Here is a 24,757-nt window from a genome sequence, read left to right on the forward strand (position 1 = left end):
CCCTCGGGGTTGACGGAAGGTTAGCGGTCGGGCGCTGCCATTGCACGGGTTATTTCGCAGGCGCAGCATCCGTGTTGAAGACGGCCTGGACTTCGTACATCACCGGCTCGAAGCTCTTGCACATGCCGTTGATGTCGCGGTTCCGGCGCCGCATTTCGTCGCTGCGCAGCATGGCCTGGTAATCCTTGCGATCGCGCCATTGCGAATAGGTCGCGATGCGGGTCTGCGCATCGTTCAGGTGGATCGCCCCCGACACGAAGCCCGGCTGGCGGCGGATCACCTGGTCCCAGGCCTCGGTCAGCAGATCCAGCACGTCATGGGCGCTGCCGGGCGTCACCTCGAAGGTGGTGATGACGGTCTGTCCATCGAAATCGGGGCGGATGTCGGGCATGGCTGGCGTCTCCTGTCGCTTGCAGGGCCAGCCTAAGGCCGAATCGCGCTGCCCGCCAAGCGCCAGCCATTGCCGCCCGCGCAGGGATGTGCATGGTCGGGCCAGGATTGAAGGAGAAGCGGATGATCCCGGTATTCGACGGCCACAACGATTTCCTGCAACGCGTGGTGACAGGGGGCACCGGGGTCTGGCTGGACGGCGATGGCACGGGCCATCTGGACCTGCCGCGGGCGCGCGCAGGCGGGATGATCGGCGGGTTCTTCGCGATCTGGATCCCCTCGCCCCAGGGGCCGAACGACTCCGCCGCCGTGGCGCTGATGGAAAACCCGCCCTTCGCCATGCCGCTGCCGGAACAGATCCCCTTTGCCCAGGCCCTGCCCCATGCCTTTGCCCAGGCCGCGGCGCTGAAGGCGCTGGAACGGACCGGCACGCTGGACATCGTCACCACCGCGCGCGGCATCCGCGAAACCGTCGCTGCGGGCCGCATCGCCGCGATCATGCATATGGAGGGGGCAGAGGCGATTTCCGACATGGACGCCCTTCACCTGTGGCACGCGGCGGGCCTGCGGTCCCTGGGGCCGGTCTGGTCCCGGCCGACCGCCTATGGCCACGGCGTGCCTTTCGCCTTTCCCTCCTCGCCCGACACCGGGGACGGGCTGACGGATGCGGGCAAGACCTTGGTCCGCGAATGCAACAGCCTGCGGATCATGCTGGATCTGTCGCACCTGAACGAGGCGGGCTTCAACGATGTCGCCGCCCTGTCCGACGCGCCGCTGGTCGCCAGCCACAGCTGCGTCCACAGCGTCAGCGAAAGCAGCCGCAACCTGACCGACCGGCAGTTGCAGGTGATCGCCGACAGCCGCGGCTTGGTCGGGCTGAACTTCGCCTCCAGCTTCCTGCGGGAAGACGGGCGGCGCCTGCCGCTGGAGGGCTTCGACACGATGTTGCGCCACCTGGACCGGATGCTGGCGATGCTGGGCGAGGATGGGGTAGCCCTGGGGTCCGATTTCGACGGCGCCCTGATGCCGCGCGACCTGCCCGATGCCGCCGCCCTTCCCGCCCTTCTGGCCCAAATGGAAGCGCATGGCTATGGCGAGGCCTTGATCCGCAAGATCGCCAGCGAAAACTGGATCAACCTGCTGGAACGCACCTGGGGGGAATAACCCCCTTCATTCATTCTGGGCGAAATATCCTGCAGGGGGTCCGGGGGACGCAAAGTCCCCCGGCTGTCGCGGGACGCTATTCCGTTGTCGTCTGCGCATCCGTGACGGGCGTTGCCTGCGCCACGGCGATCAGCTGCGCCAGTTCGGGATCGGCATTCAGATCGGCAAGGGCAAAGCTGCCCGTCACCTCCTCGGGCGACAGCTTGATGTTCTTGACCACCTGCGGGCCGGGCGCCGCCGGACCAAAGGTCTGGCCGTTGACTGCGAAATAGACGGCCCCGGAATTCCCCGTGCGCAGCAAGGGCGGCTCCTCCAGGGCGGGCAGCGTGAAGCGTTCGCCCGCATCCATGATCTTTTCCAGCAGAACCGTCCCGTCGGCCGACGTCACGCGCACCCAGGCAGGCCGCGCCGCTAGCAGTTCCAGCGCGGGGGCATCGGGCGCGACGGTGATCGCGGCCGCCGCCTCCTCGGGCATGGCCGGGCCGAATTCGACCGCCCCGGCCTCGGCCAGGGCGCGCTGGATGGCGGTCGCGGTCTCGGGAACGGCCTGCGCCTCGCCCGTCGGGGCAGGGACCGACGTCAGGCCAGGGTCGATGGCCGCGATGGGACCGTCGCGCGCGGTCAGGACCGGCGCTTCCAGGATCTGCGGGCGATAAAGCCTGTCCAGCCCTTCGGGCTGCGGCAAAGCCTGCGCCAGATCGGTGGTGTCGGACAGATCCAGGGCGGGTTCGGCCATGCCGGCACCCTCGACCGGATCAAGCGCGGTCACGACGCCCGGCGCATTCTCGCCCGGGGTCAGGGTCACGCGCTGGACCTCTTGCAGGACGGCCCAGCCGCCATAGCCCAGTCCACAGACAAGCGCGATTAGCACCAGCACTGCGCCGACCGCGCGCGGCTCGATGTCGGACCAGAAGCTTTCCTGCTGGGGAATGAACAGCGCCTTGGGATTGGCCAGGGCCTCGACCGGATCCGAGGGCCGCTTCAGCGGCTTGGGGCCCGCCGCCGCCTGGGCCATGCCATGCGTGGGCTGGAAGCCGGATTCCAGGCAGAACCGCCGAAAGGTCCAGTCGGGATCCATCCCCAGATAACGGGCATAGGACCGGACATAGCCCGACACGAAGCTGGGCGCGTCAAAGGCGGTGATGTCGCAATTCTCGATCGCGGCAACGTAAGAGGCACGGATGCGCAGTTCGCGCTGCACATCCAGAAGCGACTTGCCCAAAGTCGCCCGTTCGCCCCGCATGATATCGCCAAGACGCGTATCATCGTCGAGGAAATGATGCACTTCCTCCACCTGCGAAATCTCCTCTGCCGGGTTCTCAGCCCGCAGCCTGCTCATTTTCTGTCTGCCTCATTGCCCGATTAAGGAACACCGCCACGAATCAAACGGTTCCTCGTTTTTCTTATATCGAGCTTATCACGCAGGCGAGAGCAGTTCACTCGTGGAATGCGTTACGCGCTCATTTCCTGTCGGTTGAGCGCGCAATGAGACCACAACCTGTCCATGGCCTTGACCAGATGGTCGATCTGGCGCGGCGCATGAACCGGCGAGGGGGTGAAACGCAGCCGTTCGGTACCGCGCGGAACGGTGGGGAAGTTGATCGGCTGGACATAGATGCCATAGTCGCGCAGCAGCATGTCCGACAGCATCTTGCAATGGACCGGATGGCCGACATGGACCGGAACGATGTGGCTGCCGTGGTCGATGATGGGCATTCCCAGCGACTTCAGCCGCATCTTCAGGATCCGCGCGTGCAACTGCTGCGCATCGCGCAGGTGCTGGCCCTCGGCGCCCTTCAGGAACCGGATCGAGGCCGCGGCACCCGCCGCCACAGCAGGCGGCAAGGACGTGGTGAAGATGAAGCCCGGCGCATAGGACCGGATCGCGTCCACCATCTTGGCGCTTGCCGCGATATAGCCGCCGAAGACCCCGAAGGCCTTGCCCAGCGTGCCGTTGAAGATGTCGATGCGGTCCATCAGCCCGTCGCGTTCGGCCACGCCGCCGCCGCGGGGGCCATACATGCCGACCGCATGCACCTCGTCCAGATAGGTCAGGGCGTTGAATTCGTCCGCCAGATCGCAGATCGCCGCGATGGGACCAAAGTCGCCGTCCATCGAATAGATGGATTCGAACGCGATCAGCTTGGGCAGGGTCGGATCGTCGGCTTCCAGTAACTGCCGCAGATGCGCAAGGTCGTTGTGGCGGAAGATGCGCTTGGCGCCGTCGAACCGCTTGATCCCCTCGATCATGGACGCGTGGTTCAGTTCGTCCGAATAGATGATCAGGCCGGGGAACAGCTTGCGCAGCGTGGAAAGCGTCGCGTCGTTGGCGATATAGGCGCTGGAAAAGACCAGGGCGGCTTCCTTGCCGTGCAGGTCGGCCAACTCGGCCTCGAGCCGCTTGTGATAGATGGTCGTGCCCGAGATGTTGCGCGTGCCGCCCGAACCGGCGCCGACGGCGTCCAAGGCCTCGTGCATCGCCGCCAGCACCACCGGATGCTGGCCCATGCCCAGGTAATCGTTGCCGCACCAGACGGTGATGTCCTGCTTTTCGCCATCGGGGCGCGTCCAGACGGCTTGGGGAAACTGGCCCTTCACCCGCTCGATGTCGATGAAGGTCCGGTAACGGCCTTCCTCGTGCAGCCGACCGATAGCCTGGTCCAGGGCGGCATCATAATTCATTGCGGGCGTTCCCTTGCATAGCTGGCTGGGGGCAATCATTGTCAGATCGCGCGCGGTCTGACGTTGATACATGTCAAATGACGCGAATGACAGGTTAAAATTGTCGCACGTGGACCAAAGGACCATTGTGAATACTTAGAAAACGACTCGGAAAGACAAAGGACGACATGGCACAGGATACCAGATTGGACGCGGTCTTGCACCGGCTGGATGAAGGATTGGATGCGGCCCTGGACCGGCTGGCGGCCTTTCTGCGCATTCCCTCGATCTCGACCGATCCGGCCCATGCGGGCGATGTGCGGGCCGCCGCCGCGTGGTTGCGGGACGAACTGGCCGGGATCGGGTTCCAGGCCGAAATCCGTGACACGCCGGGGCATCCCATGGTGATCGCCCGGTCGCAGCCGGGCGGCGCGCGGCCATTGCTGTTCTATGGCCATTACGACGTGCAGCCGGTCGATCCCCTGTCGCTGTGGGACCACCCGCCCTTCGACCCGGTGATCGAGGACACGCCTGCGGGCCGCGTGATCCGCGCACGGGGTGCGTCGGACGACAAGGGCCAACTGATGACCTTCGTCGAAGCCTTCCGCGCCTGGCGCGAGGTCCATGGCGAATTGCCCAGCGACCTGATCCTGCTGCTGGAGGGAGAGGAGGAATCCGGCTCGCCATCCCTGCGGCCCTTCCTGCACGAGAATGCCGATGAGCTGCGCGCCTCGCTGGCGCTGATCTGCGATACGGAACTGTTCGGCGGAACGCGCCCGGCCATCGTCACGCAGTTGCGCGGACTGGTGGGCGAGGAAGTCGTGATTCGCGGCGCCGACCGCGACTTGCATTCGGGCCTGTTCGGCGGACTTGCGGCGAACCCCATCATGGTGCTGGCCCAGGCGCTTGCGGCGCTGAAGGACGGGGATGGCCGCGTCACCCTGCCCGGCTTCTACGACGGCGCAGATGACCTGACCCCCGAGTTGCGCCGCGACTGGGAGTCGCTTGGCTTCGACGCGGGCGCGATGCTGGGCCGCGTGGGCCTGTCCCATCCCATCGGCGAGGCGGGCCGGATGCCGGTCGAGATGGCCTGGAACCGCCCCACGGCGGAAATCAACGGCATCACCGGCGGCTATACCGGCGAAGGCTTCAAGACCGTGCTTCCGGCCGAGGCGCGGGCCAAGGTCAGCTTCCGCCTGACCGGCCGCCAGGATCCCGCCCGCATCCGCGCGGCCTTCCGCGACCATGTCCGCAGCTTCCTGCCCGCCGATTGCACGGTCGAGTTCCACGAACACGGCGGCAGCCCGGCCAGCGTCATGGATACCTCGGATCCGGCTTTCGCGGCGGCACGGGCGGCCTTGGGCGATGAATGGGGGCAAGAGGCCGCCTTTATCGGCAGCGGCGGATCCATTCCCATCGCGGGGGATTTCAAGACCATCCTGGGCATGGATTCCATGCTGATCGGCTTTGCCCGCGACGACGACCGCATCCATTCCCCGAACGAGAAATACGACATCCGCAGCTTCGCCAAGGGCGCCCGGTCCTGGGCACGCATCCTGGCCGCGCTTCGCTAGACACGGCAAAGGGCGGGGAAATCCCCGCCCTCATCTTCTGTGCCCAAATATCCTGGGGTGAGGCTCGGAACGAGCCGAGGGGCGAAGCCCCTTACGCCTTCGGCCGGCAATAGCTCTGGCTGCTGGTCCAGGCCGCGATGTCGGCGCGCTTGGACGCGTTGCGCAGGGGCGCCCAGTCCCGCGCGATGCCGCGCCAGCCGTTGCCGTCATGGGCGACCGCGTTGTCCCGCGCGACCTGGCGCGACATGATCTTGACCGCGCAGGACATGTTGTCGCCGCCGTTCTTGATGTTGCCGTCGCAGCCATAATTGCGCCAGGTCGCGGGCGCGATCTGCATCAGGCCCAGCCATTTCCCGCCGCCGCCGCTGGCCTGCGGGTTGTAGGTACTTTCATGCTTGGCCACCGCCGACAGCAGGCCCGCCCAGAAAGCCTTGCGACCCGTGGTGTTCAGTTGTTCATAGTTCGGGCAGAAGCTGTCGATGTCGCCCGGCACGCGCGACAGGATCGTGACCCCTTCGCGGTCCAGGGCCGCCAGCGTCGCCTGCGTCCACTGCTCGGACCCGGTTGCCTGACCCCACCGCATCGGCGGCTTGACGGCAAGCTGCATCTGCTGCGCTTCTGCCTCGGCCTTGGATTGGGACTGCGGGGTCATGGTCGACTGGCACGCAGCCAGGAAAGCCAGGGCGGCGAGTGGAAGGAGCGCAGCGCGCATCAGGGCCTCGGGGGTTGTTTCGTTGAACAACCCCATATCCCGGTTGGAAAATCTGGCAAGACGGCAGCAAAATCATCGGCGGCAACACGCCAAGCTGCAGAATTCCGATGATCGGAAATCCGCCGACGGTCTGTTTTCAAAGCCGTTTGTTAACCATTTACGTCATTTTCGCGGCCGGATCGGCAACTTGTCGCTGACGATCACGACAGGATTTTTGGCGTTGCCGCCCCGTGACATCACCCGCGTGCTGACCTAAAAGGCTGCATCTGAAATACGCGCCAGACCTATCCGAGGTTCCCGATGCTTGACCATCTTTCCTTCACCGCACCCCAGCCCAAGACCATCGCGGGGGCAAAGGGCGACTGGGAACTGGTCATCGGGCTCGAGGTTCATGCCCAGGTCGCGTCCAAGGCCAAGCTGTTCTCGGGCGCCTCGACCGCCTTCGGTTCGGAACCCAACAGCAACGTGGCCTTCGTCGATGCGGCAATGCCCGGCATGCTGCCGGTCATCAACGAATTCTGCGTGGCCCAGGCGGTGCGGACCGGCCTTGGCCTGAGGGCCGCGATCAACCTGCGTTCGGCCTTCGACCGCAAGAACTATTTCTACCCGGACCTGCCGCAGGGCTATCAGATCAGCCAGCTTTACCACCCCATCGTGGGCGAGGGAGAGGTGATCGTGGACATGGGCCCCGGCATCGCGCGCCGTGTCCGCATCGAGCGCATCCACCTGGAACAGGACGCGGGCAAGTCGATCCACGACATGGATCCGAACATGTCCTTCGTGGATCTCAACCGCACCGGCGTGGCCCTGATGGAGATCGTCAGCCGTCCCGACATCCGGGGACCCGAGGAAGCGGCCGCCTATGTCGCCAAGCTGCGCCAGATCATGCGTTACCTGGGCACCTGCGACGGCAACATGCAGAACGGCAACCTGCGCGCCGACGTGAACGTCAGCGTCTGCCCGCCCGGCGCCTATGAACGCTATCAGGAAACCCAGGACTTCAGTCACCTGGGCACCCGCTGCGAGATCAAGAACATGAACTCGCTGCGCTTCATCCAGCAGGCCATCGAATACGAGGCCCGCCGCCAGATCGCCATCATCGAGGACGGCGGCACGGTCGTGCAGGAAACCCGCCTTTACGACCCCGACAAGGGCGAAACCCGGTCGATGCGGTCCAAGGAGGAAGCGCATGACTATCGCTATTTCCCCGATCCCGACCTGCTGCCCCTGGACATCGAACAGGCCTGGGTGGACGACATCGCCGCCGCCATGCCCGAACTGCCGGACGAAAAGAAGGCGCGCTTCGTCAAGGAACTGGGCTTGTCGGAATATGACGCGGGCGTGCTGACCGCCGAGGTCGAGAATGCCGACTTCTTCGAGGCGGTCGCCAAGGGCCGCGACGGCAAGCAGGCCGCGAACTGGGTCATCAACGAATTGTTCGGCCGCCTGAACAAGGAAGGGCTGACCATCGACACCTCGCCCGTGTCGGCCGACCAGCTTGGCGGCGTGATCGACCTGATCGCCAGGGGCGACATCTCGGGCAAGATCGCCAAGGACCTGTTCGAGATCCTGTGGACCGAAGGCGGCGACCCGGCCCAGATCGTCGAGGCACGCGGGATGCGCCAGGTGACCGACCTGGGCGCCATCGAAAAGGCCGTGGACGAGATCATCGCGGCGAACCCAGCCCAGGTCGAAAAGGCCCGCGCCAATCCCAAGCTGGCAGGCTGGTTCGTGGGCCAGGTGCTGAAGGCCACCGGCGGCAAGGCCAATCCTGCGGCGGTGAACGATCTGGTCGCGCAGAAGCTGGGGATGTGACCGGCGCGGTTCCGACGATTGGAACCGCAACCCCTGCATCAGGTTATCGCGGGATGCAGGCCGCGCACGATAGGGAGCATCGCCTTGAGCCAGTTCGAATACAGCGTCATTCCGGCCCCCCTGCGCGGAGAAAAGGCCAAGGACGCCAAGACCCCCTCGGACCGATATTCGGTCGCCCTGACGACCGAGTTGAACCGGATGGCGAAGGACGGCTGGGAATATGTCCGCGCCGACGTGCTGCCGTCCGAGGAACGCAGCGGCCTGACCGGGCGCAGCACCGTGTATCACAACCTGCTGGTCTTCCGCCGGGCGGTGGCCAGCATCGCGTCCGGGCCTGCGACACGCCAGCCGCAGCCGGAATATCCGGCCGCCGCCTCGCCCATGCGCGCGCCCGAACCCGTGCCCGCCCTGCCCCAGGCCGCGTCCCCCGCGACCAGCGACCATTCCGCAGGCGCGACGCCCGAACCGGTTGCCGGAGAGGCAACGCCCCCCGCCCCCCGCACGGCCCCTTCGCAAGGCTGATCAGGCGGCCTGGGCCTGCATCTGCGGGACAAAGGGCTGGACCGCCACGCTGTCCTGGTCGAAGACGCAGAAGCTGCCGGGCGGGATCTCGATCCAGTCGCTTTCCTCGGTTTCCAGCGGCTCGGACACGACGGCGCGGCCGCCCCGGGTCTGCGACCAGCGGTGGTAAAGGCTGGGTGCCTGATCGTCGCTGGCATAGCGTAGCGCGTAAAGCCGTCGCCCATCCGAGAATGCGCAGGCCGCGCGGACAAAGGGCGCGCAGCCCCGCCGCATCGACAGATCGGTCAGCCGCGCCATGGCGCGTTCCATCGCACCCTTGGGATCATGGTCCAGACCTTCGCCCAAGGCGATCAGGAACAGCGCCTCGCTGTCGGTGGCGCCCTTTCGGTGCGGATAAAGGTCATCGGGGATCATCACGTCGGCATCGCGGCGGAAGGCGTCATAGCCGCCGAACTGGCCGTTATGCATGAAGGACCACCGGCCCGACACGAAGGGATGGCAGTTGTTGCGGCTGGTCGCCGTTCCGGTGGAGGCGCGGACATGGGCCATGAACAGTCCGGACCGGACCTGCGCCACAAGGCTGTGCAGGTTCGGATCCGACCAGGCGGGCATCACGTCGCGGTAAAGCCCAGGCTCGGGCCGTTCGCCATACCAGGCCAGCCCGAAGCCGTCGGCATTGACAGGCGTCAGGCATCGCCGCGCGCCCTGGCTTTGCCGGATCAGCGAATGATCCGGGCGGCTGACGATGTCTTCAAGAAAGATCGGTTGGCCCACATAGGCGGCCCAACGGCACATGACCCTGCCCCTTCGCGTTTCTGTTCTTGGCACAGAGATACCACGAAAGGATGATATGCCTAGCCTATTTCGCGGGCGGCGGCGTTTCCTCGACGATCACAAGGTCGCGTTCGGACGCGCCCTTCGCATGGGCAAGCGCCGCCTGGTATTCGCTGCTGTTATAGCAAGCAACGGCGGCGTCAAAGCTGGGAAAGCGGGCGACCACGTTGCGCGGACGCTCGTTCCCCTCCATCTGCTGGTAACGCCCGCCGCGGGCCAGGAAAACCCCGCCATGCGCGGCGATGGCCGGACCCGCCGCCTGCGCGTATTTCGCATAGGCGTCGGCATCCGTGACGGTCACATGGGCGATCCAAAGGGCAGTCATGCCGTTTCCTCCAGCAGTTTCTCGACCTGGGCGATGGCATCGTCGGCCGCCGCGAGGCTGGGCGCGCCGCCCTGCGCGCGGTCGGGCCGCCCGCCGCCGCCCTTGCCCCCCAGCGCGGCGGTGGCAGTCTGCACTAGCGTCACGGCGCTGATCCGGTCCACCAGATCCGGCGTCACGCCCGCCGCGACCGTGGCCTTGCCTTCGGCTTCCGCCAGGACCAGCACCGCGCCGCTGCCAAGCTGCGACTTCATCTCATCGACCAGGGCGCCCAGTTCCTTGCCGCCAACGCCCTCGACCCGGCGGCCGATGAACTTGACGCCGCCGATGTCCTTGGCCGCCTGACCCGCGCCGCCGCCCATGGCAAGCTGGCGCTTGAGTTGCGCGACCTCGTTGGCAAGCGCCTTGCGCTCGTCGGCCAGCGACTTGACGCGGTTGACCACGTCGCCCGCTTGCGCCTTGAGGATGCCCGCGATCTCGGACAGTTGCCGGTCGGAATCGCGCAGATGCGACAAGGCGGCCTGCCCGGTCAGCGCCTCGATCCGGCGGACGCCCGCACTGGAGGCGCTGTCGCCCAACAGCGCGAAGGCGCCGATGTCGCCCGTGCGCACCACATGCGTGCCGCCGCAAAGTTCCAGCGAATAGGTCTGGCCATCCGCGCCCTTGCCACTGTCGGCAAGCTGGCCCATCGACACGACGCGCACCTCCTCGCCGTATTTCTCGCCGAACAGGGCCTGCGCGCCCAGGGCGCGGGCATCGTCGGGGGTCATGATGCGGGTTTCGACCGGGCTGTTCTGGCGGATGAACTCGTTCACCTCGGCCTCGATCCGCGACAGTTCGTCGGGGGAAACGGCACTGTTGTGGCTGAAGTCGAACCGCAACCGGTCCGGCGCGTTCAGGCTACCCCGCTGCGCGACATGGTCGCCAAGCGCGCGGCGCAGCGCCTCGTGCAGAAGATGCGTGGCCGAATGGTTGGCCCGGATCGCGCCGCGACGGTCGTGATCGACCGACAGCGTGGCGCCCTGGCCGCGGCTGATGCTGCCCATCGTCACCTCGGCCATGTGCAGGAAGACGCCCGCGACCTTCTTCGTGTCCGTCACGCGGGCCGCGCCCGTTTCCGTCTTGATCAGCCCGGTATCGCCGACCTGGCCGCCGCTTTCGGCATAGAAGGGCGACTGGTTCACGACGATGGACACGGATTGCCCTTCGGTCGCCTCGCCCACGTCCGCGCCATCGGCCACGACCGCAAGGATCTGGCCCTCGGCTTCCTCGGTGTCATAGCCCAGGAATTCGGTCGCGCCGTGCTTTTCGGCCAGTTCGAACCAGATCGCGGCGTCCGTCGCCTCGCCCGATCCCGCCCAGGCGGCCCGCGCCTTGGCCTTCTGTTCGGCCATGGCGGCATCGAAGCCTGCCGTATCGACCGCCCGGCCCTGCTCGCGCAGCGCGTCCTGGGTCAGGTCCAGCGGGAAGCCATAGGTGTCGTAAAGCTTGAAGGCAGCCTCTCCGGGCAGGTTCGCGCCCTCGGGCAGTCGGGCCAGTTCGTCGTCCAGCAGCCGCAGCCCACGATCCAGCGTCTGGCGGAAGCGGGTTTCCTCGGACCGCAGGGTTTCCTCGATCAGGGCCTGCGCGCGGGTCAGTTCGGGATAGGCCGCGCCCATCTGGCGAACCAGGGCCGGCACCAGCTTGTGCATGACCGGATCCTGCGCGCCCAGCATGTGCGCATGGCGCATCGCGCGGCGCATGATCCGGCGCAGCACATAGCCGCGCCCTTCATTGCTGGGCATCACCCCGTCCGCGATCAGGAAGCTGGTGGAGCGCAGATGGTCCGCGATCACCCGGTGATGGACCTTGCCCGGCCCGTCGGGATCGTTGCTGGTGGCATGGGCCGATGCCTCGATCAACGAGCGCATCAGGTCGGTGTCATAGTTGTCGTGCTTGCCCTGCAAAAGCGCGCCGATCCGTTCCAGCCCCATGCCGGTGTCGATCGACTGCATGTCCAGCGCGCGCATCGAGCCGTCCTCGAACTGCTCGTTCTGCATGAAGACCAGGTTCCAGATCTCGATGAAGCGGTCGCCGTCCTCATCCGCCGAGCCCGGAGGGCCGCCCCAGATATGGTCGCCGTGGTCGAAGAAGATCTCGGTGCAGGGACCGCAGGGGCCGGTCGGGCCCATCCGCCAGAAGTTGTCGTCAGTGGGGATGCGAATGATCCGGTCATCCGTCAGGCCCGCGACCTTCTTCCAGATGTTCGCGGCCTCGTCGTCGGTGTGATAGACGGTGACCAGCAGCTTGTCCTTGGGGATGCCGAAATCCTTGGTCAGCAGTTCCCATGCAAAGGGAATGGCCTGTTCCTTGAAATAATCGCCGAAGCTGAAATTGCCCAGCATCTCGAAGAAGGTGTGGTGGCGCGCGGTATAGCCCACATTGTCCAGGTCGTTGTGCTTGCCGCCCGCGCGGACGCATTTCTGCGCCGTGGTCGCGCGCTTGTAGTCGCGCGTCTCGACCCCGGTGAACAGGTTCTTGAACTGCACCATGCCCGAGTTGGTGAACATCAGCGTCGGGTCGTTGCGCGGCACCAGGGGCGAGCTTTCGACGACCCGGTGGCCGTTGCGCTCGAAAAAGCTCAGGAAGGTAGAGCGGATGTCGTTCAGTGTGGGCATGGTGGGCCTTCGCAATCTGATGGCGCGATCGGACACGCCGGGCTGGCGAATGGTCTATAACCGGCCGTCCGTCCTGTCCAGCAATCGCCGCAGAGTCTTACGTCCCGCAAGATCTGCGGACAAAGAAAAACGCGCGGACAAAGCTGCCCGCGCGTCGGATCTCCAGGGCCTGCCGATCACTCCTCGGTCAGGCTGTCGTCCTCTCCGCCCTCGACGGCGAATTCCAGGCCATGGCTGGCGCGGATCTTGTCCTCGATCGCGTTGGCCTTTTCGGGGTTGTCGCGCAGGAACTGCTTGGCGTTCTCGCGGCCCTGGCCGATGCGTTCGTCGCCATAGGAATACCAGGCGCCCGATTTCTCCACCACGCCGGCCTTCACGCCCAGGTCGATCAACTCGCCGACCTTGCTGATGCCCTCGCCATACATGATGTCGAACTCGACCTGCCGGAACGGCGGCGCGACCTTGTTCTTGACGACCTTCACGCGGGTGGTGTTGCCGATCACCTCGTCGCGGTCCTTGACGGCGCCGGTGCGGCGGATGTCGAGGCGGACCGAGGCATAGAACTTGAGCGCGTTGCCGCCGGTGGTGGTTTCCGGGTTGCCGAACATCACGCCGATCTTCATGCGGATCTGGTTGATGAAGATCACCATGCAGTTCGAACGCCCGATGCTGGCGGTCAGCTTGCGCATGGCCTGGCTCATCAGGCGGGCCTGGCTGCCCATCTGCATGTCGCCCATGTCGCCCTCGATCTCGGACTTTGGCGTCAGCGCCGCGACCGAGTCGACCACGACAAGGCTGACCGCGCCGGACCGCACCAGCGTGTCCACGATCTCCAGCGCCTGTTCGCCCGTGTCGGGCTGGGAAATCAGCAGCTCGTCCAGGTTCACGCCCAGCTTCTTGGCGTATTGCGGATCCAGCGCGTGTTCCGCGTCCACGAAGGCGCAGACGCCGCCCTTCTTCTGTTCTTCCGCGACCACATGCAGCGTCAGCGTGGTCTTGCCCGAGCTTTCCGGCCCGAAAATCTCGATGATGCGGCCCTTGGGCAGACCGCCGATTCCCAGCGCGATGTCCAGGCCCAGCGACCCGGTCGAGGTCGCCTCGATTTCCGCCACCGGGCTGTCCTTGCCCAGCTTCATGATCGAGCCCTTGCCGAATTGGCGCTCGATCTGCGCCAGGGCGCTGTCGAGCGCCTTCTGCTTGTCCGCGCTGCGCTTGTCGTTCATGTCGAAGATGCTCGCCTGTGCCATATGGTCCTTACCGTTATTTCACAGCCCGGCCGGCGCGGCAATCTGCCGGCCTTGAGGGGGTTCATGTTCACTTCTTGTTCTTGTGGATAAATGCGCGTTCGGCACGCCTTTTTCAAGGACTATCCTGCCTGGATTCGCATTTCCTTAACCAATCTGGACGATGAATGATTAACAAACCGTTCATGCATCCAGGCGGCGCGGCAGGGACTGCAACTGGCTGGCGACGGTCTGGACAAGTTCGTTCAAGGTGAAGGGCTTGGACAGGAAGGCGGCGTTGGGGATCGGGTCATGGCCTTCGCCGAAGATGTCCTCGGTATAGCCCGACATGAAGATCACCTTGGTCCCCGGCCGGTCCTGCAGGGCGGTGCGAACCCAGCTTGGCCCGTCCATGCCCGGCATGACCACATCGGTGACGAAGATATCCACCCGCAGCGCGTCGTCCAGCAGGCCCAAGGCCTCCTCGGCACTGGCGGCCTCGTGGACCTCATAGCCCTTCAGGCGCAAGGCGCGCGCGGCAAAGGCGCGGACCGGGGCCTCGTCCTCGACCAGAAGGACGCTTGCGCGTTGCGCGGGCTGGGGGATCGCTGCCGGCGAAGGCACCGGCCGGGCCACCTGCTCGACCCCTGTCTGCGCCGGGAAGTAAAGCGAGAAGCAGGTGCCCTTGCCCACATCGCTGTCGCAGAAGATATAGCCGCCGGTCTGCTTGACGATGCCATAGGCGGTGGACAGGCCCAGGCCGGTGCCCTCGCCCACGCGCTTGGTGGTGAAGAACGGCTCGAAGATCTTGTCGCGCAGCGCCGGGTCGATCCCGCAGCCCTCGTCCGTGACGCTGATGCGCAGGTAGTCGCCCTTGGGCAGCGAAACCTTGTCGCGCGACAGATCGCCGTCGATGGTCAGCACGTCGGTCCTGATCTGGATGTTGCCGCCCGCAGGCATGGCGTCGCGGGCGTTCACGACAAGGTTCATGATCACCTGTTCCAACTGCCGCTTGTCGGCGCGAATCGCGCGTTGGGCCGAATCATGGGTGATGGTCAGCGTCACCTTTTCGCCGACCAGCCGGTTGAGCAGATGCGTCAGGTCCGCTAGCACGTCGCGCGGGTCCAGCGTTTCCAGCTTGAGCTGCTGGCGGCGCGAAAAGGCCAGAAGCTGCCCGACCAGGGCCGCGGCGCGGTTGGCGTTCTGGCCGATCTGGTCCAGGTCGGCATAATCGGGGTCGCCCTTGTCGTGGCGCAGCATCAGCAGGTCGCAATGGCCCCGGATGGCGGTCAGAAGATTGTTGAAATCATGCGCGACCCCGCCCGCCAGCTGGCCGATGGCCTGCATCTTCTGGCTTTGGACGAACTGCGCCTCAAGGGTCTTCAGGGCGCTTGCATCATGCAGGACCGCGATCAGGCCGGACTGTTCGACCGGATCGAGGGCCAGCGTGACCTGGAAATGCTGCTCCTTGGCGGCGTCATCCGGGGCGCGCAGGCGCAGCACCTCGGACCGGGCGTCGTTCCGACGGGCGGCATGGGTTTCGGCGATCCATTCTCCCGCCGGGCGGCCGGGTCCGTCCAGAAGGCTGCCGATATGGACCGGCTCGACCCCTTGGGGCAGGCTGCTTCCCAGCAGGCGGCGGGCCGCCGCATTCGCCCGACGGATATAGCCGATGGGGGCGATGCGCAGCAGGGCCACGGGAATCGCCTCGAAATCGTCGGGGGCCTCGGCGTCCTCCTCGATCGCGGGGGCGGGGGGCTGCGCCCCGCGCTTGTGATAGGACCAGATTTGCAGGGGCGCGTCCTCGGCCCGGCTGAGCGTCAGCGTATCCCCCGAGGCAAGCGCCAGATCGGCGCAGCCGGCATAGCCCGCGCGACGGACCAGGCCCTTCAGATCGTCGTCCGCATCGGCCCGAAGCTGCGCGATCAGCCGCAGGATGTTCTGCCCCGCGATGTCGCCGAAACCCTGGCGCGAGGTGTCGTTCTGCATCATCACCAGCCCGTCGGAATCGCAGATCCAGACGGGATCGGCGGTATCGCCCACCTCGTGCCGGATGGCCGCCAGGGCACGCCGCGCCGCCAGCCGGTCCAGCACATAGCCCAGCGAGATCACGCCCCCCAGGATATACCAGGCCACCGCGATGGTGCCGATGACAAGCGCCAGCAGGCCATAGCCGCTTTGCGGAAGGGCCAGCGCCGCGACGGCGGCGATGACCACCGGCAGCATCAGGAACGGAAGCGCCACCGCGGCATTGCGCGACACGGCGGTCTGCGTGTCCCCCAGGTTCATCCGTCTAGCCCCCTTCCAAGCCTTCCAGACGCTCGATACCGCCAAACCGCTTAACAAGGCGTTAATGGCGCCTCGCTTCCTCATCCACGCACCATCAGCGCCAGGAAAAAGCCGTCGCCGGCATCAAGCGGGGTCCACAGATGCCGCGCCACCTGTCGGAAGTCCGGGTTGCCGCGCAGGAAGCGGTCGATCTGCGCGCCGTTTTCAGGATCAAGCAGCGAACAGGTCATATAGGCCAGATGTCCGCCCGATCCGACCAGCGCCGCGGCCTTGCGCAGGATCCGCGCCTGCAAGACGGTCAGGTCGTCCAGGCCAGACCGGGTCAGTCGCCATTTCGAATCGGGCGTGCGCCGCCATGTCCCGGATCCCGAACAGGGAACGTCCGCCATCACCAGATCGAAGCTGCCGGTCGGGCGCTCGGCGATTCGCACTCTGGCCCCTGCCCGGTCCGCGCGCTTCGGCAGATCGCGCATCCGGGCGGGGTCGGCATCATGGGCGAGCAGCGTCAGATCCGGCGCCCGCCCCGCGATGGCCAGCGTCTTGCCTCCACCACCTGCGCAGTAGTCCAGGACCCGCATCCCCGACGCCACAGGCAGGGATGCGCAGGCCAGTTGCGGGGACAGATCCTGAAGTTCGACCAGGCCTTCCCGATAGGCGCGGCTTTGCGACAGGCGGCGTTCATTCGCCGTCACCCGCAGCGCGGTGCCAAGCCGAGGATCGGGCTCTGCCGTGATGTCGTCCTGCCCCAGCGCCGCGACCGCCTGATCCGCATCGGCCCTGATCGGATTGACCCGCAGCCAGACCGGCGCCCGCTGCCGCATCAGCCGGGCCACGTTGTCGGCCCGATCCCGCAAAGAGGCATCCCAGAGCGGGCGAAGCCAGTCCGGGATATCCAGCGTCTCCTGGACCTCGACCGGGCTATCCTGTGGCCCCAAGGGGGCGGGCGCATGGCCCTGGCCGGTAAAGTACTCCGCCGGGTCCCGGCCCGTGGCGCGCAGCCCGCCGATCATCAGCCCCCTGCCCGTCAGCCCGCCGCCCAGGGCCGCGTGGCTGTCGCGGCAGCGCAGCGCGTCGAAGACCAGGTCGCGCACCGCCGCCCGGTCGCCCGACCCCGCGAACCGGCTGGCCCGCGACCACCGCAGCAGCGCCTGTTCGGCCGGCTGTCCCGCAAGGATATGGTCCAGAACCTCGATCGCGGCGGAAATGCGGGCGGCTGGGGTCATATGTCGCGCTGCAGCAGGTCGCGCGTGAACAGCTTGTCGGCCACATCGGCCAGGTCGTCGTGGCGGCGGTTGGCGATGATCAGGTCGGATTTCGCCTTGAACGCCTCCAGGTCGCGCTCGACCGGCGAATGGAAGAAGTGATCGGCCTGCAGCACCGGCTCATAGACGATGCAGGCGATACCCTTGGCCTTGATCCGCTTCATGATTCCCTGGACGGCGCTGTCGCGGAAATTGTCGGAGCCTTCCTTCATCACCAGCCGATAGATGCCCACGGTGCGCGGATTGCGGGCGATGATCTGGTCGGCGATGAAATCCTTGCGGGTACGGTTGGCCTCGACGATGGCGGTGATCAGGTTCTGCGGCACGGCCGAATAATTCGCCAGCAATTGCTTGGTATCCTTGGGCAGGCAATAGCCGCCGTAACCGAAGGACGGGTTGTTGTAGTAATCGCCCACCCGCGGATCCAGGCCCACGCCCCGGATGATGGCATGGGAATCCAGACCATTGGTCAGGGCATAGCTGTCCAGTTCGTTGAAATAGGCCACGCGCATCGCCAGGAACGTGTTGGCGAACAGCTTGATCGCCTCGGCCTCGGTCGAGTTGGTGAGCAGGAGCGGCACGTCCCGGTCGATCGCCCCCTGCGCCAGAAGCGCCGCGAAGCGCCGGCCAGCCTCGCCCGTGTCGCCCACCACGATCCGGCTGGGATGGAGGTTGTCGTGAAGCGCCAGCCCCTCGCGCAGGAACTCGGGCGAGAAGATGATGCCGTCGAACCCCGTCGCGGCCCGCATCCTTTGCGTGAAGCCCACGGGCACGGTGGATTTGACGATGACCGGGGCGGTGGGGGCGTGCTGCCGGGCCAGGGCGATCACCGCCTCGACCGACGAGGTGTCGAAGCCGTTCGTCCGGGGGTCATAGTTCGTGGGCGTCGCCACGATCACGAAATCGGCGCCCGGCAGGGCCTGCCGGGGATCGGCGGTGGCCGTCAGGTCAAGCTCGCGCTCGGCCAGGAAGCGGGTGATGTCGGCATCCTCGATGGGGCTTTGGCGGGCGTTGACGGCGGCGACGCGCCCTGCGTCGATGTCCAGGGCCACGACACTGGAATGCTGGGCCAGCAGGACCGCATTCGACAAACCGACATAACCAAGACCCACCACGGCAATCTTCATCGCATCCCTCATCGCAACGGGCTAACGCCCTGTTTTTCTACGGATGGATGTAAGGGAAAGATGGTGCGGTCGAGAAGACTCGAACTTCCACTCCGGTTAAGGAACAGCGACCTCAACGCTGCGCGTCTACCAATTCCGCCACGACCGCATCCGGGCAGTTCGCGGGTCATAGCCGAGGCGATGCGGATTGAAAAGGGGGATTCTTACGCCCGCGCTTGACGCCGTGCGTGGGCCGGGCCAGACCGGGCCTATGGTGGAATGGATCACGGCAGACGGCTTGACGGATTACGACGACGCAGTCGCCTTCATGGAGGCGCGGGTCGCGGCGATCCATGCGGGACAGGCGGACGAACTGGTCTGGCTGGTCGAACATCCGCCGCTTTATACCGCCGGGACCAGCGCGCGGCAGACCGACCTTTTGGAGGCGCGCTTCCCGGTCCATGCGACCGGGCGGGGCGGGCAATACACCTATCACGGGCCGGGGCAGCGCATCGTCTATGTGATGCTGGACCTAAACCGGCGCGGCCGCGACGTGCGGGCCTTCGTGGCCCGGCTTGAAGCCTGGGTGATCGCCGCGCTGGCGGATTTCGGGGTGACGGGCGCGATCCGCGAAGGGCGCGTGGGCGTCTGGGTGGCCCGGCCCGACAAGGCGCCCCTGCCCGATGGCGGCATCCGCGACGACAAGATCGCGGCCATTGGGGTCAAGCTGCGCCGCTGGGTCAGCTTTCACGGCATCGCTATTAATGTCGAACCCGACCTGTCGCATTATTCCGGCATCGTCCCTTGCGGAATCAGCGGACACGGCGTGACCAGCCTGGTCGATCTGGGCCTGCCGGTGGGCATGGCGGATCTGGATCTGGCCTTGCGCCGGACCTTCGATGCGGTCTTCGGCCAGGATATTTCCCCGGATGCGACCTTCTGACGGCTGGCAAATGAACCGATCGGGCTTAAGAAGGTTGGTTGGGACTTCCAATTTCTTTGGAATAGCGAGGAAAGAATGAGATTTGCGATCATCGGCGCCCTGATGGGTGCGACCCTAGCCATGCCCGCACTGGCACAGGATGCCGGCGATGCCACGGTCGGCGAAAAGGAATTCCGCAAGTGCAAGGCCTGCCACATGATCCAGTCCCCCGAGGGCGAGGACATCGTGAAGGGCGGCGCGACCGGACCGAATCTTTATGGCGTCGTGGGCCGTCCCGCCGCGGCCCAGGAAGGCTACAAGTACTCCGAGGCGCTGATCGCGCTGAAGGACGCGGGCGAGGTCTGGACGGTCGAGGATCTGGCCGCCTATATCACCGACCCGAACAAGTTCGTGCAGGAAAAGACCGGCGACAGCTCGGCCCGCACCAAGATGACCTTCAAGCTGAACAAGAACCAGGCCGACATCGCGGCCTATCTGGCAAGCGCGTCGCCTGCGACACAGTGACGCAACCGCCTGAACCGGCCGGGCCGATCCGTCCCTGGGTCGGCCCGTTTGATTCAGATCATTCTTTCAACGCCTTCTCTGTGGCAGCGTCCGATGCGCAACCCGGTCACGCAGTCGCGTGGTCGCCACCACTGGAGGAGCATCGTGTTCAAGCATATCCTGATCCCGACCGACGGATCCGAACTGGCCACGCTGGCTGTCGACAAGGGCATGGCCCTGGCCGCCAGCATCGGCGCTGCGGTAACGGTGGTCACCGTCACCGAACCCTTCCACGTCTTCAGCCCGGCCTCGGCACAGGTCGAAAGCTCGCGCGCCAGCTATGAGGGGGATGCGCGCGCCTATGCGGAGAAGGTTCTTGCGACAGCGCGCGACAAGGCCGCGGCGGCGGGGGTCAGCGTCGAGACCCATCACAAATGGCACGACAGCCCTTATCAGGCGATCATCGAGACCGCCGTGGACAAGGGCTGCGACCTGATCGCCATGGCATCCCACGGGCGGCGCGGCATGGCGGCCGTGGTGATGGGCAGCCAGGCGACAAAGCTGTTGACGCATTCCAAGATCCCGGTTCTGGTCTATCGCTGAACCGGCCCGGCACCTCTGCGACCAAAAGCTGCCGTCCCGGCGTCCTTAGGGCATTGCCGGGTCGGCACGGCTGGGCTAGAACGACCCCAAGAGAATAGCCGGTCTGCCGGACCGGATCACGATATCTGAGGGAGTTCGGGTATGGCAGACGCAGCCGTTCATGGCCACGACGACCATCACGACACACGCGGGTTCTTCACCCGCTGGTTCATGTCCACCAATCACAAGGACATTGGTATTCTTTACCTGTTCACGTCCGGGATCGTGGGGCTGATCGCGGTCAGCTTCACCGTCTACATGCGGATGGAACTGCAAAACCCCGGCGTGCAGTACATGTGCCTTGAAGGCGCGCGCTTCATCGCCGACGCGACCGCCGAATGCACCCCGAACGGGCATCTGTGGAACGTGATGATCACCTATCACGGCGTCCTGATGATGTTCTTCGTGGTGATTCCGGCGCTGTTCGGCGGCTTCGGCAACTATTTCATGCCGCTGCACATCGGCGCGCCGGACATGAGCTTTCCGCGCCTGAACAACCTGTCCTACTGGATGTATGTGGCGGGCGTCTGCCTGGGCATCGCCTCGCTTCTGGCGCCAGGCGGGTCCGACCAGCTTGGCTCGGGCGTCGGCTGGGTGCTTTACCCGCCGCTGTCCACGACCGAGGCCGGGTATTCGATGGACCTGGCGATCTTCGCGGTCCACGTCTCGGGTGCCTCGTCGATCCTGGGCGCGATCAACATCATCACCACCTTCCTGAACATGCGTGCCCCCGGCATGACGCTGTTCAAGGTGCCGCTGTTCGCCTGGTCGGTCTTCATCACCGCCTGGCTGATCCTGCTGGCCTTGCCGGTGCTGGCCGGCGCCATCACCATGCTGCTGATGGACCGCAACTTCGGCACCAACTTCTTCAACCCGGCCGGCGGCGGCGACCCGGTGCTGTACCAGCACATCCTGTGGTTCTTCGGCCACCCGGAAGTGTACATCATCATCCTGCCGGGCTTCGGCATCATCAGCCACGTCATCGCCACCTTCGCCAAGAAGCCGATCTTCGGCTATCTGCCGATGGTGCTGGCCATGGCCGCGATCGGGGTGCTGGGCTTCGTCGTCTGGGCGCACCACATGTACACGGTCGGCATGTCGCTGACCCAGCAGTCCTACTTCATGCTGGCCACCATGACGATCGCCGTGCCCACGGGCATCAAGGTGTTCTCGTGGATCGCGACGATGTGGGGCGGCTCGATCGAGTTCAAGACCCCGATGCTCTGGGCCTTCGGCTTCCTGTTCCTGTTCACCGTGGGCGGCGTGACGGGCGTCGTGCTGTCCCAGGCGCCGCTGGACCGCGTGTATCACGACACCTATTACGTCGTCGCGCACTTCCACTATGTGATGTCGCTGGGCGCGGTCTTTGCGCTGTTCGCGGGCGTCTATTACTGGATCGGCAAGATGTCGGGCCGCCAGTACCCGGAATGGGCGGGCAAGGTTCACTTCTGGGCGATGTTCATCGGCGCGAATCTGACCTTCTTCCCCCAGCACTTCCTGGGCCGTCAGGGGATGCCGCGCCGCTACATCGACTATCCGGTGGAATACGCTTACTGGAACTACATCAGCTCGCTTGGTGCCTATCTGTCCTTCGCCTCGTTCCTGTTCTTCATCGGCGTCGTGTTCTATACCCTGTTCGCAGGCAAGCGCGTGACCGAGAACAACTACTGGAACGTCCATGCGGACACGCTGGAATGGACCCTGCCCTCGCCCCCGCCGGAGCACACCTTCGAGCAGCTTCCCCGGCGCGAGGATTGGGACCACGCCCATAACCACTGATGCCCTATGAATGGCATGATACGGCCCCGGATCACACCGGGGCCGTTTCGTATCGGCTGAGGGCCTGGCCCTATCAGTCGCTGCCGCGCCGTGGCTTCGTCTGGTTCATCGGCCTGACGGCAGGCTTCATGGCGCTGCCGGTCGTGGCGATGCTGGGAACTTCGGTGCTGTGGGGGCTGCTGCCCTTCGGCCTGATGGCGATCGGCGGCGTCTGGTACGCGATCCAGCACAGCTATCGCCGTGGCGAGATGTCCGAGGAACTGGTCCTTGACCGCCAGGTGGCGCAAGTCACCCGGCACGATCCGGGCGGGGTTTTGCGGGAATGGACCACGAACAGCTATTGGCTGCGGGCCACGCTGCGGCGTGGGCCGGTCGAATCCTATCTGACACTGACCGACGGGCAGCGGGAAATCGAACTGGGCGCGTTCCTGACCCCCGATGAACGCCGCAGCCTTTACGACGACCTGGAAAGGCGGCTGGCCAGCCTGCGTTGATCAGCCGTCCGTGCCGCTTTCTGCTGGGCACTCAGCTTGGCGGGCTTGGGGTTTCCTCCTGCCCGCCGGAACGCCCCGGCGGGGCGTTCAGTTCAGCAGCCGCGCCTTGACCATCGGCCCGACGGCGCCGAAATCCATCTGCCCCGCGTGGCGGTCGCGCAGTTCCGCCATGACCCGGCCCATGTCGCGGATGCCAGTGGCGCCAAGCGCCGCAATGGCCGCGTCGATGGCGGCGTCGGTTTCCGCCCCCGACAACTGGCGGGGCAGGAATTCCTGGATGATGCCGATCTCGGCTTCTTCCTTTTCGGCCAGTTCCAGACGCCCGCCTTCCTCATAGGCCTTGGCCGATTCCTGGCGCTGCTTGACCATCTTGGACAGGATCGCGATCAGGTCCGCCTCGCTCAGCGTGCCGTCGCCGTCGCCCACGCGGGCCGCGATCTCTCGGTCCTTGATGGCGGCGCCGATCAGGCGCAGCGTGGACAGGCGCGCGCTGTCCTTGGCCTTCATGGCGTCCTTGGTGGCGGCTTGCAGGGTGGCTCGCAGGTCCATTTGCGTCTCCGGGGCACGAAAGCCTGCGATCTAGGCCAGCGGACCCGCCAAATCAAGACGGGCGTTGTTCTTGACCTTGCGCGCCATGCCCCCTATTCACCGGCAGATTTCAGACAGAGGGTGCCTGCCATGGCCAACAAGCCGACCGCCTGCCTTGCGCTTGCCGACGGGACCGTCTTCTACGGCCAGGGCTTCGGCGCCCCCGGAGAGGTCGTGGCCGAACTGGTCTTCAACACCGCGATGACCGGCTATCAGGAGATCATGACCGATCCGTCCTATGCCAGCCAGATCGTCACCTTCACCTTTCCCCATATCGGCAACACCGGCATCACGCCGGAAGACGACGAGGCCCCCGATCCCGTCGCCAGCGGCATCGTCGTCCGCTGGGACCCGACCGATCCGTCGAACTGGCGCGCGGCGGGCGACCTGCCCGACTGGATGGCCCGGCGCGGCCGCATCGGCATCGGCGGCGTCGATACCCGCCGCCTGACCCGCGCGATCCGCCAGCAGGGCGCGCCGCATGTGGTGCTGGCCCACGACCCCGACGGCAAGTTCGACATCGCCGCCATGGTCGCCAAGGCCCGCAGCTGGACCGGCCTTGTCGGCCTGGATCTGGCCCGCGACGTGACCTGCCGGCAAAGCTATCGCTGGGATCAGGGCGCCTGGGAATGGGGCAAGGGCTTCGGAACCTCGCCTGAACAGAAGCCCTTCAAGGTCGTGGCGCTGGATTACGGCGCAAAGCGCAACATCCTGCGGTCCCTGGTGGCCTTCGGCGCCGACGTCACTGTCCTGCCCGCCACCGCCACCGCCGAGGAGGTTCTGGCGCATGAGCCCGAGGGCGTGTTCCTGTCGAACGGTCCCGGCGATCCGGCGGCGACCGGCGAATACGCTGTTCCGATGATCCAAAGCCTGCTGGACCGCGACATGCCGATCTTCGGCATCTGCCTGGGTCACCAGATGCTGGCGCTCGCGCTTGGGGCGAAGACGGTAAAGATGGGCCATGGCCATCACGGGGCCAACCACCCCGTGCGCGACACCGAAACCGGCAAGGTCGAGATCACCTCGATGAACCACGGCTTCGCGGTGGACAGCCAGACCCTGCCTGCCGGCGTGATCGAGACCCATGTCAGCCTGTTCGACGGCAGCAACTGCGGCATCCGGGTCCAGGACAAGCCGGTCTTCTCGGTGCAATACCACCCCGAAGCCGCGCCGGGTCCTCAGGACAGCCTTTACCTGTTCCAGCGGTTCACGGACGCCATGCGCAACCGTCGGACCGGCGCTTAACGCCTTCTTAACCGCTTTCATGCCACCCATGGGCGATCCGAAAAGGGAATCG

General features: G+C 65.8%; 23 protein-coding genes and 1 tRNA gene. 11 read left to right on the forward strand and 13 right to left on the reverse strand.

The features are described 5' to 3' along the window. Positions 1-49: 49 nt before the first annotated feature. Complete coding sequence (locus CK944_RS10050) at positions 50-391, reverse strand: antibiotic biosynthesis monooxygenase (protein WP_103172934.1); 342 nt, start codon at positions 389-391, stop codon at positions 50-52. 122 nt (positions 392-513) lie between these two features. Here CK944_RS10050 and CK944_RS10055 point away from each other — a divergent pair, with 122 nt between their 5' ends. Further along, positions 514-1,554: a dipeptidase gene (locus CK944_RS10055; RefSeq protein WP_103172935.1), complete on the forward strand. Its 1,041-nt coding sequence runs from the start codon at positions 514-516 to the stop codon at positions 1,552-1,554. 76 nt (positions 1,555-1,630) lie between these two features. On the opposite strand, the gene CK944_RS10060 is transcribed toward CK944_RS10055, so the two are convergent. Together CK944_RS10060 and hemA are read right to left on the reverse strand one after the other, a co-directional pair. Then, on the reverse strand, positions 1,631-2,893 hold the full coding sequence (locus CK944_RS10060; protein ID WP_103172936.1) for a RodZ domain-containing protein: 1,263 nt from the start codon (positions 2,891-2,893) through the stop codon (positions 1,631-1,633). A gap of 113 nt (positions 2,894-3,006) precedes the next feature. After that, positions 3,007-4,236 carry a 5-aminolevulinate synthase gene (gene hemA / locus CK944_RS10065; protein ID WP_103172937.1) on the reverse strand — a complete coding sequence of 410 codons (1,230 nt, stop codon included), beginning with the start codon at positions 4,234-4,236 and terminating at the stop codon, positions 3,007-3,009. Positions 4,237-4,403: 167 nt separating this feature from the next. Here hemA and CK944_RS10070 point away from each other — a divergent pair, with 167 nt between their 5' ends. Further along, positions 4,404-5,789: a M20/M25/M40 family metallo-hydrolase gene (locus CK944_RS10070; protein WP_103172938.1), complete on the forward strand. Its 1,386-nt coding sequence runs from the start codon at positions 4,404-4,406 to the stop codon at positions 5,787-5,789. A 91-nt stretch (positions 5,790-5,880) separates the two neighbouring features. Here CK944_RS10070 and CK944_RS10075 read toward each other — a convergent pair whose 3' ends face one another. Continuing rightward, on the reverse strand, positions 5,881-6,441 hold the full coding sequence (locus tag CK944_RS10075; protein ID WP_229665149.1) for a transglycosylase SLT domain-containing protein: 561 nt from the start codon (positions 6,439-6,441) through the stop codon (positions 5,881-5,883). On the opposite strand from CK944_RS10075, the gene CK944_RS22880 reads away from it, so the two are divergent. From CK944_RS22880 to CK944_RS10085, 3 genes are all read left to right on the forward strand, one after another. Continuing rightward, positions 6,440-6,757: a hypothetical protein gene (locus CK944_RS22880; protein ID WP_188715316.1), complete on the forward strand. Its 318-nt coding sequence runs from the start codon at positions 6,440-6,442 to the stop codon at positions 6,755-6,757. The two genes, CK944_RS10075 and CK944_RS22880, sit on opposite strands and share 2 nt — an antisense overlap. A 44-nt stretch (positions 6,758-6,801) precedes the next feature. Next, positions 6,802-8,316: an Asp-tRNA(Asn)/Glu-tRNA(Gln) amidotransferase subunit GatB gene (gene gatB, locus CK944_RS10080; protein ID WP_103172939.1), complete on the forward strand. Its 1,515-nt coding sequence runs from the start codon at positions 6,802-6,804 to the stop codon at positions 8,314-8,316. Between the two features lie 84 nt (positions 8,317-8,400). Next, positions 8,401-8,838: a DUF4177 domain-containing protein gene (locus CK944_RS10085; protein ID WP_103172940.1), complete on the forward strand. Its 438-nt coding sequence runs from the start codon at positions 8,401-8,403 to the stop codon at positions 8,836-8,838. Here CK944_RS10085 and CK944_RS10090 read toward each other — a convergent pair whose 3' ends face one another. From CK944_RS10090 to CK944_RS10125, 8 genes are all read right to left on the reverse strand, one after another. Beyond that, the gene (locus CK944_RS10090; RefSeq protein WP_103172941.1) at positions 8,839-9,633 is read right to left on the reverse strand and encodes a class II glutamine amidotransferase; all 795 of its coding nucleotides are present in this window, start codon (positions 9,631-9,633) and stop codon (positions 8,839-8,841) included. A gap of 64 nt (positions 9,634-9,697) precedes the next feature. After that, positions 9,698-9,997, reverse strand: a complete 300-nt coding sequence (locus tag CK944_RS10095) for a DUF1330 domain-containing protein (RefSeq protein WP_103172942.1) — start codon at positions 9,995-9,997, stop codon at positions 9,698-9,700. Then, positions 9,994-12,651, reverse strand: a complete 2,658-nt coding sequence (alaS, locus tag CK944_RS10100) for an alanine--tRNA ligase (protein ID WP_103172943.1) — start codon at positions 12,649-12,651, stop codon at positions 9,994-9,996. The genes CK944_RS10095 and alaS overlap by 4 nt, the downstream gene beginning before the upstream one ends. Positions 12,652-12,827: 176 nt before the next feature. After that, positions 12,828-13,898, reverse strand: coding sequence for a recombinase RecA (recA, locus tag CK944_RS10105; RefSeq protein ID WP_103172944.1), 1,071 nt, complete (start codon positions 13,896-13,898; stop codon positions 12,828-12,830). Positions 13,899-14,078: 180 nt separating this feature from the next. Continuing rightward, positions 14,079-16,163 (reverse strand): ATP-binding protein, encoded by a 2,085-nt coding sequence (locus tag CK944_RS10110; protein WP_239986032.1) that lies wholly within the window; start codon positions 16,161-16,163, stop codon positions 14,079-14,081. A gap of 80 nt (positions 16,164-16,243) precedes the next feature. After that, on the reverse strand, positions 16,244-17,386 hold the full coding sequence (locus CK944_RS10115) for an RsmB/NOP family class I SAM-dependent RNA methyltransferase (RefSeq protein ID WP_103172946.1): 1,143 nt from the start codon (positions 17,384-17,386) through the stop codon (positions 16,244-16,246). Beyond that, a complete protein-coding gene (locus CK944_RS10120; RefSeq protein ID WP_103172947.1) occupies positions 17,383-18,552 on the reverse strand; it encodes a nucleotide sugar dehydrogenase in 1,170 nt (389 codons plus the stop codon). The genes CK944_RS10115 and CK944_RS10120 overlap by 4 nt, the downstream gene beginning before the upstream one ends. A 61-nt stretch (positions 18,553-18,613) precedes the next feature. Further along, positions 18,614-18,700 (reverse strand) — tRNA-Leu (locus tag CK944_RS10125). Positions 18,701-18,802: 102 nt separating this feature from the next. On the opposite strand from CK944_RS10125, the gene lipB reads away from it, so the two are divergent. The 5 genes from lipB (at position 18,803) to CK944_RS10150 (ending at position 22,872) form a co-directional block, all read left to right on the forward strand. Next, positions 18,803-19,474 (forward strand): lipoyl(octanoyl) transferase LipB, encoded by a 672-nt coding sequence (gene lipB, locus CK944_RS10130; RefSeq protein WP_103172948.1) that lies wholly within the window; start codon positions 18,803-18,805, stop codon positions 19,472-19,474. Positions 19,475-19,549: 75 nt separating this feature from the next. Then, positions 19,550-19,978: a cytochrome c family protein gene (locus CK944_RS10135; protein WP_103172949.1), complete on the forward strand. Its 429-nt coding sequence runs from the start codon at positions 19,550-19,552 to the stop codon at positions 19,976-19,978. A gap of 144 nt (positions 19,979-20,122) precedes the next feature. Further along, positions 20,123-20,560, forward strand: coding sequence for a universal stress protein (locus CK944_RS10140; RefSeq protein WP_103172950.1), 438 nt, complete (start codon positions 20,123-20,125; stop codon positions 20,558-20,560). Positions 20,561-20,701: 141 nt separating this feature from the next. Then, a complete protein-coding gene (locus CK944_RS10145; RefSeq protein WP_103172951.1) occupies positions 20,702-22,378 on the forward strand; it encodes a cytochrome c oxidase subunit 1 in 1,677 nt (558 codons plus the stop codon). After that, positions 22,378-22,872: a DUF2244 domain-containing protein gene (locus tag CK944_RS10150; protein WP_103172952.1), complete on the forward strand. Its 495-nt coding sequence runs from the start codon at positions 22,378-22,380 to the stop codon at positions 22,870-22,872. Before CK944_RS10145 ends, CK944_RS10150 begins: the two co-directional genes overlap by 1 nt. A gap of 87 nt (positions 22,873-22,959) precedes the next feature. Here CK944_RS10150 and CK944_RS10155 read toward each other — a convergent pair whose 3' ends face one another. Beyond that, positions 22,960-23,421 (reverse strand): GatB/YqeY domain-containing protein, encoded by a 462-nt coding sequence (locus CK944_RS10155; protein WP_103172953.1) that lies wholly within the window; start codon positions 23,419-23,421, stop codon positions 22,960-22,962. 129 nt (positions 23,422-23,550) lie between these two features. On the opposite strand from CK944_RS10155, the gene carA reads away from it, so the two are divergent. Beyond that, a complete protein-coding gene (gene carA, locus CK944_RS10160; RefSeq protein WP_103172954.1) occupies positions 23,551-24,705 on the forward strand; it encodes a glutamine-hydrolyzing carbamoyl-phosphate synthase small subunit in 1,155 nt (384 codons plus the stop codon). Positions 24,706-24,757: the final 52 nt, after the last annotated feature.

The sequence above is a fragment of the Paracoccus sp. SY genome (genome assembly GCF_002901215.1).
GTDB classification, from domain to species: domain Bacteria; phylum Pseudomonadota; class Alphaproteobacteria; order Rhodobacterales; family Rhodobacteraceae; genus Paracoccus; species Paracoccus acridae.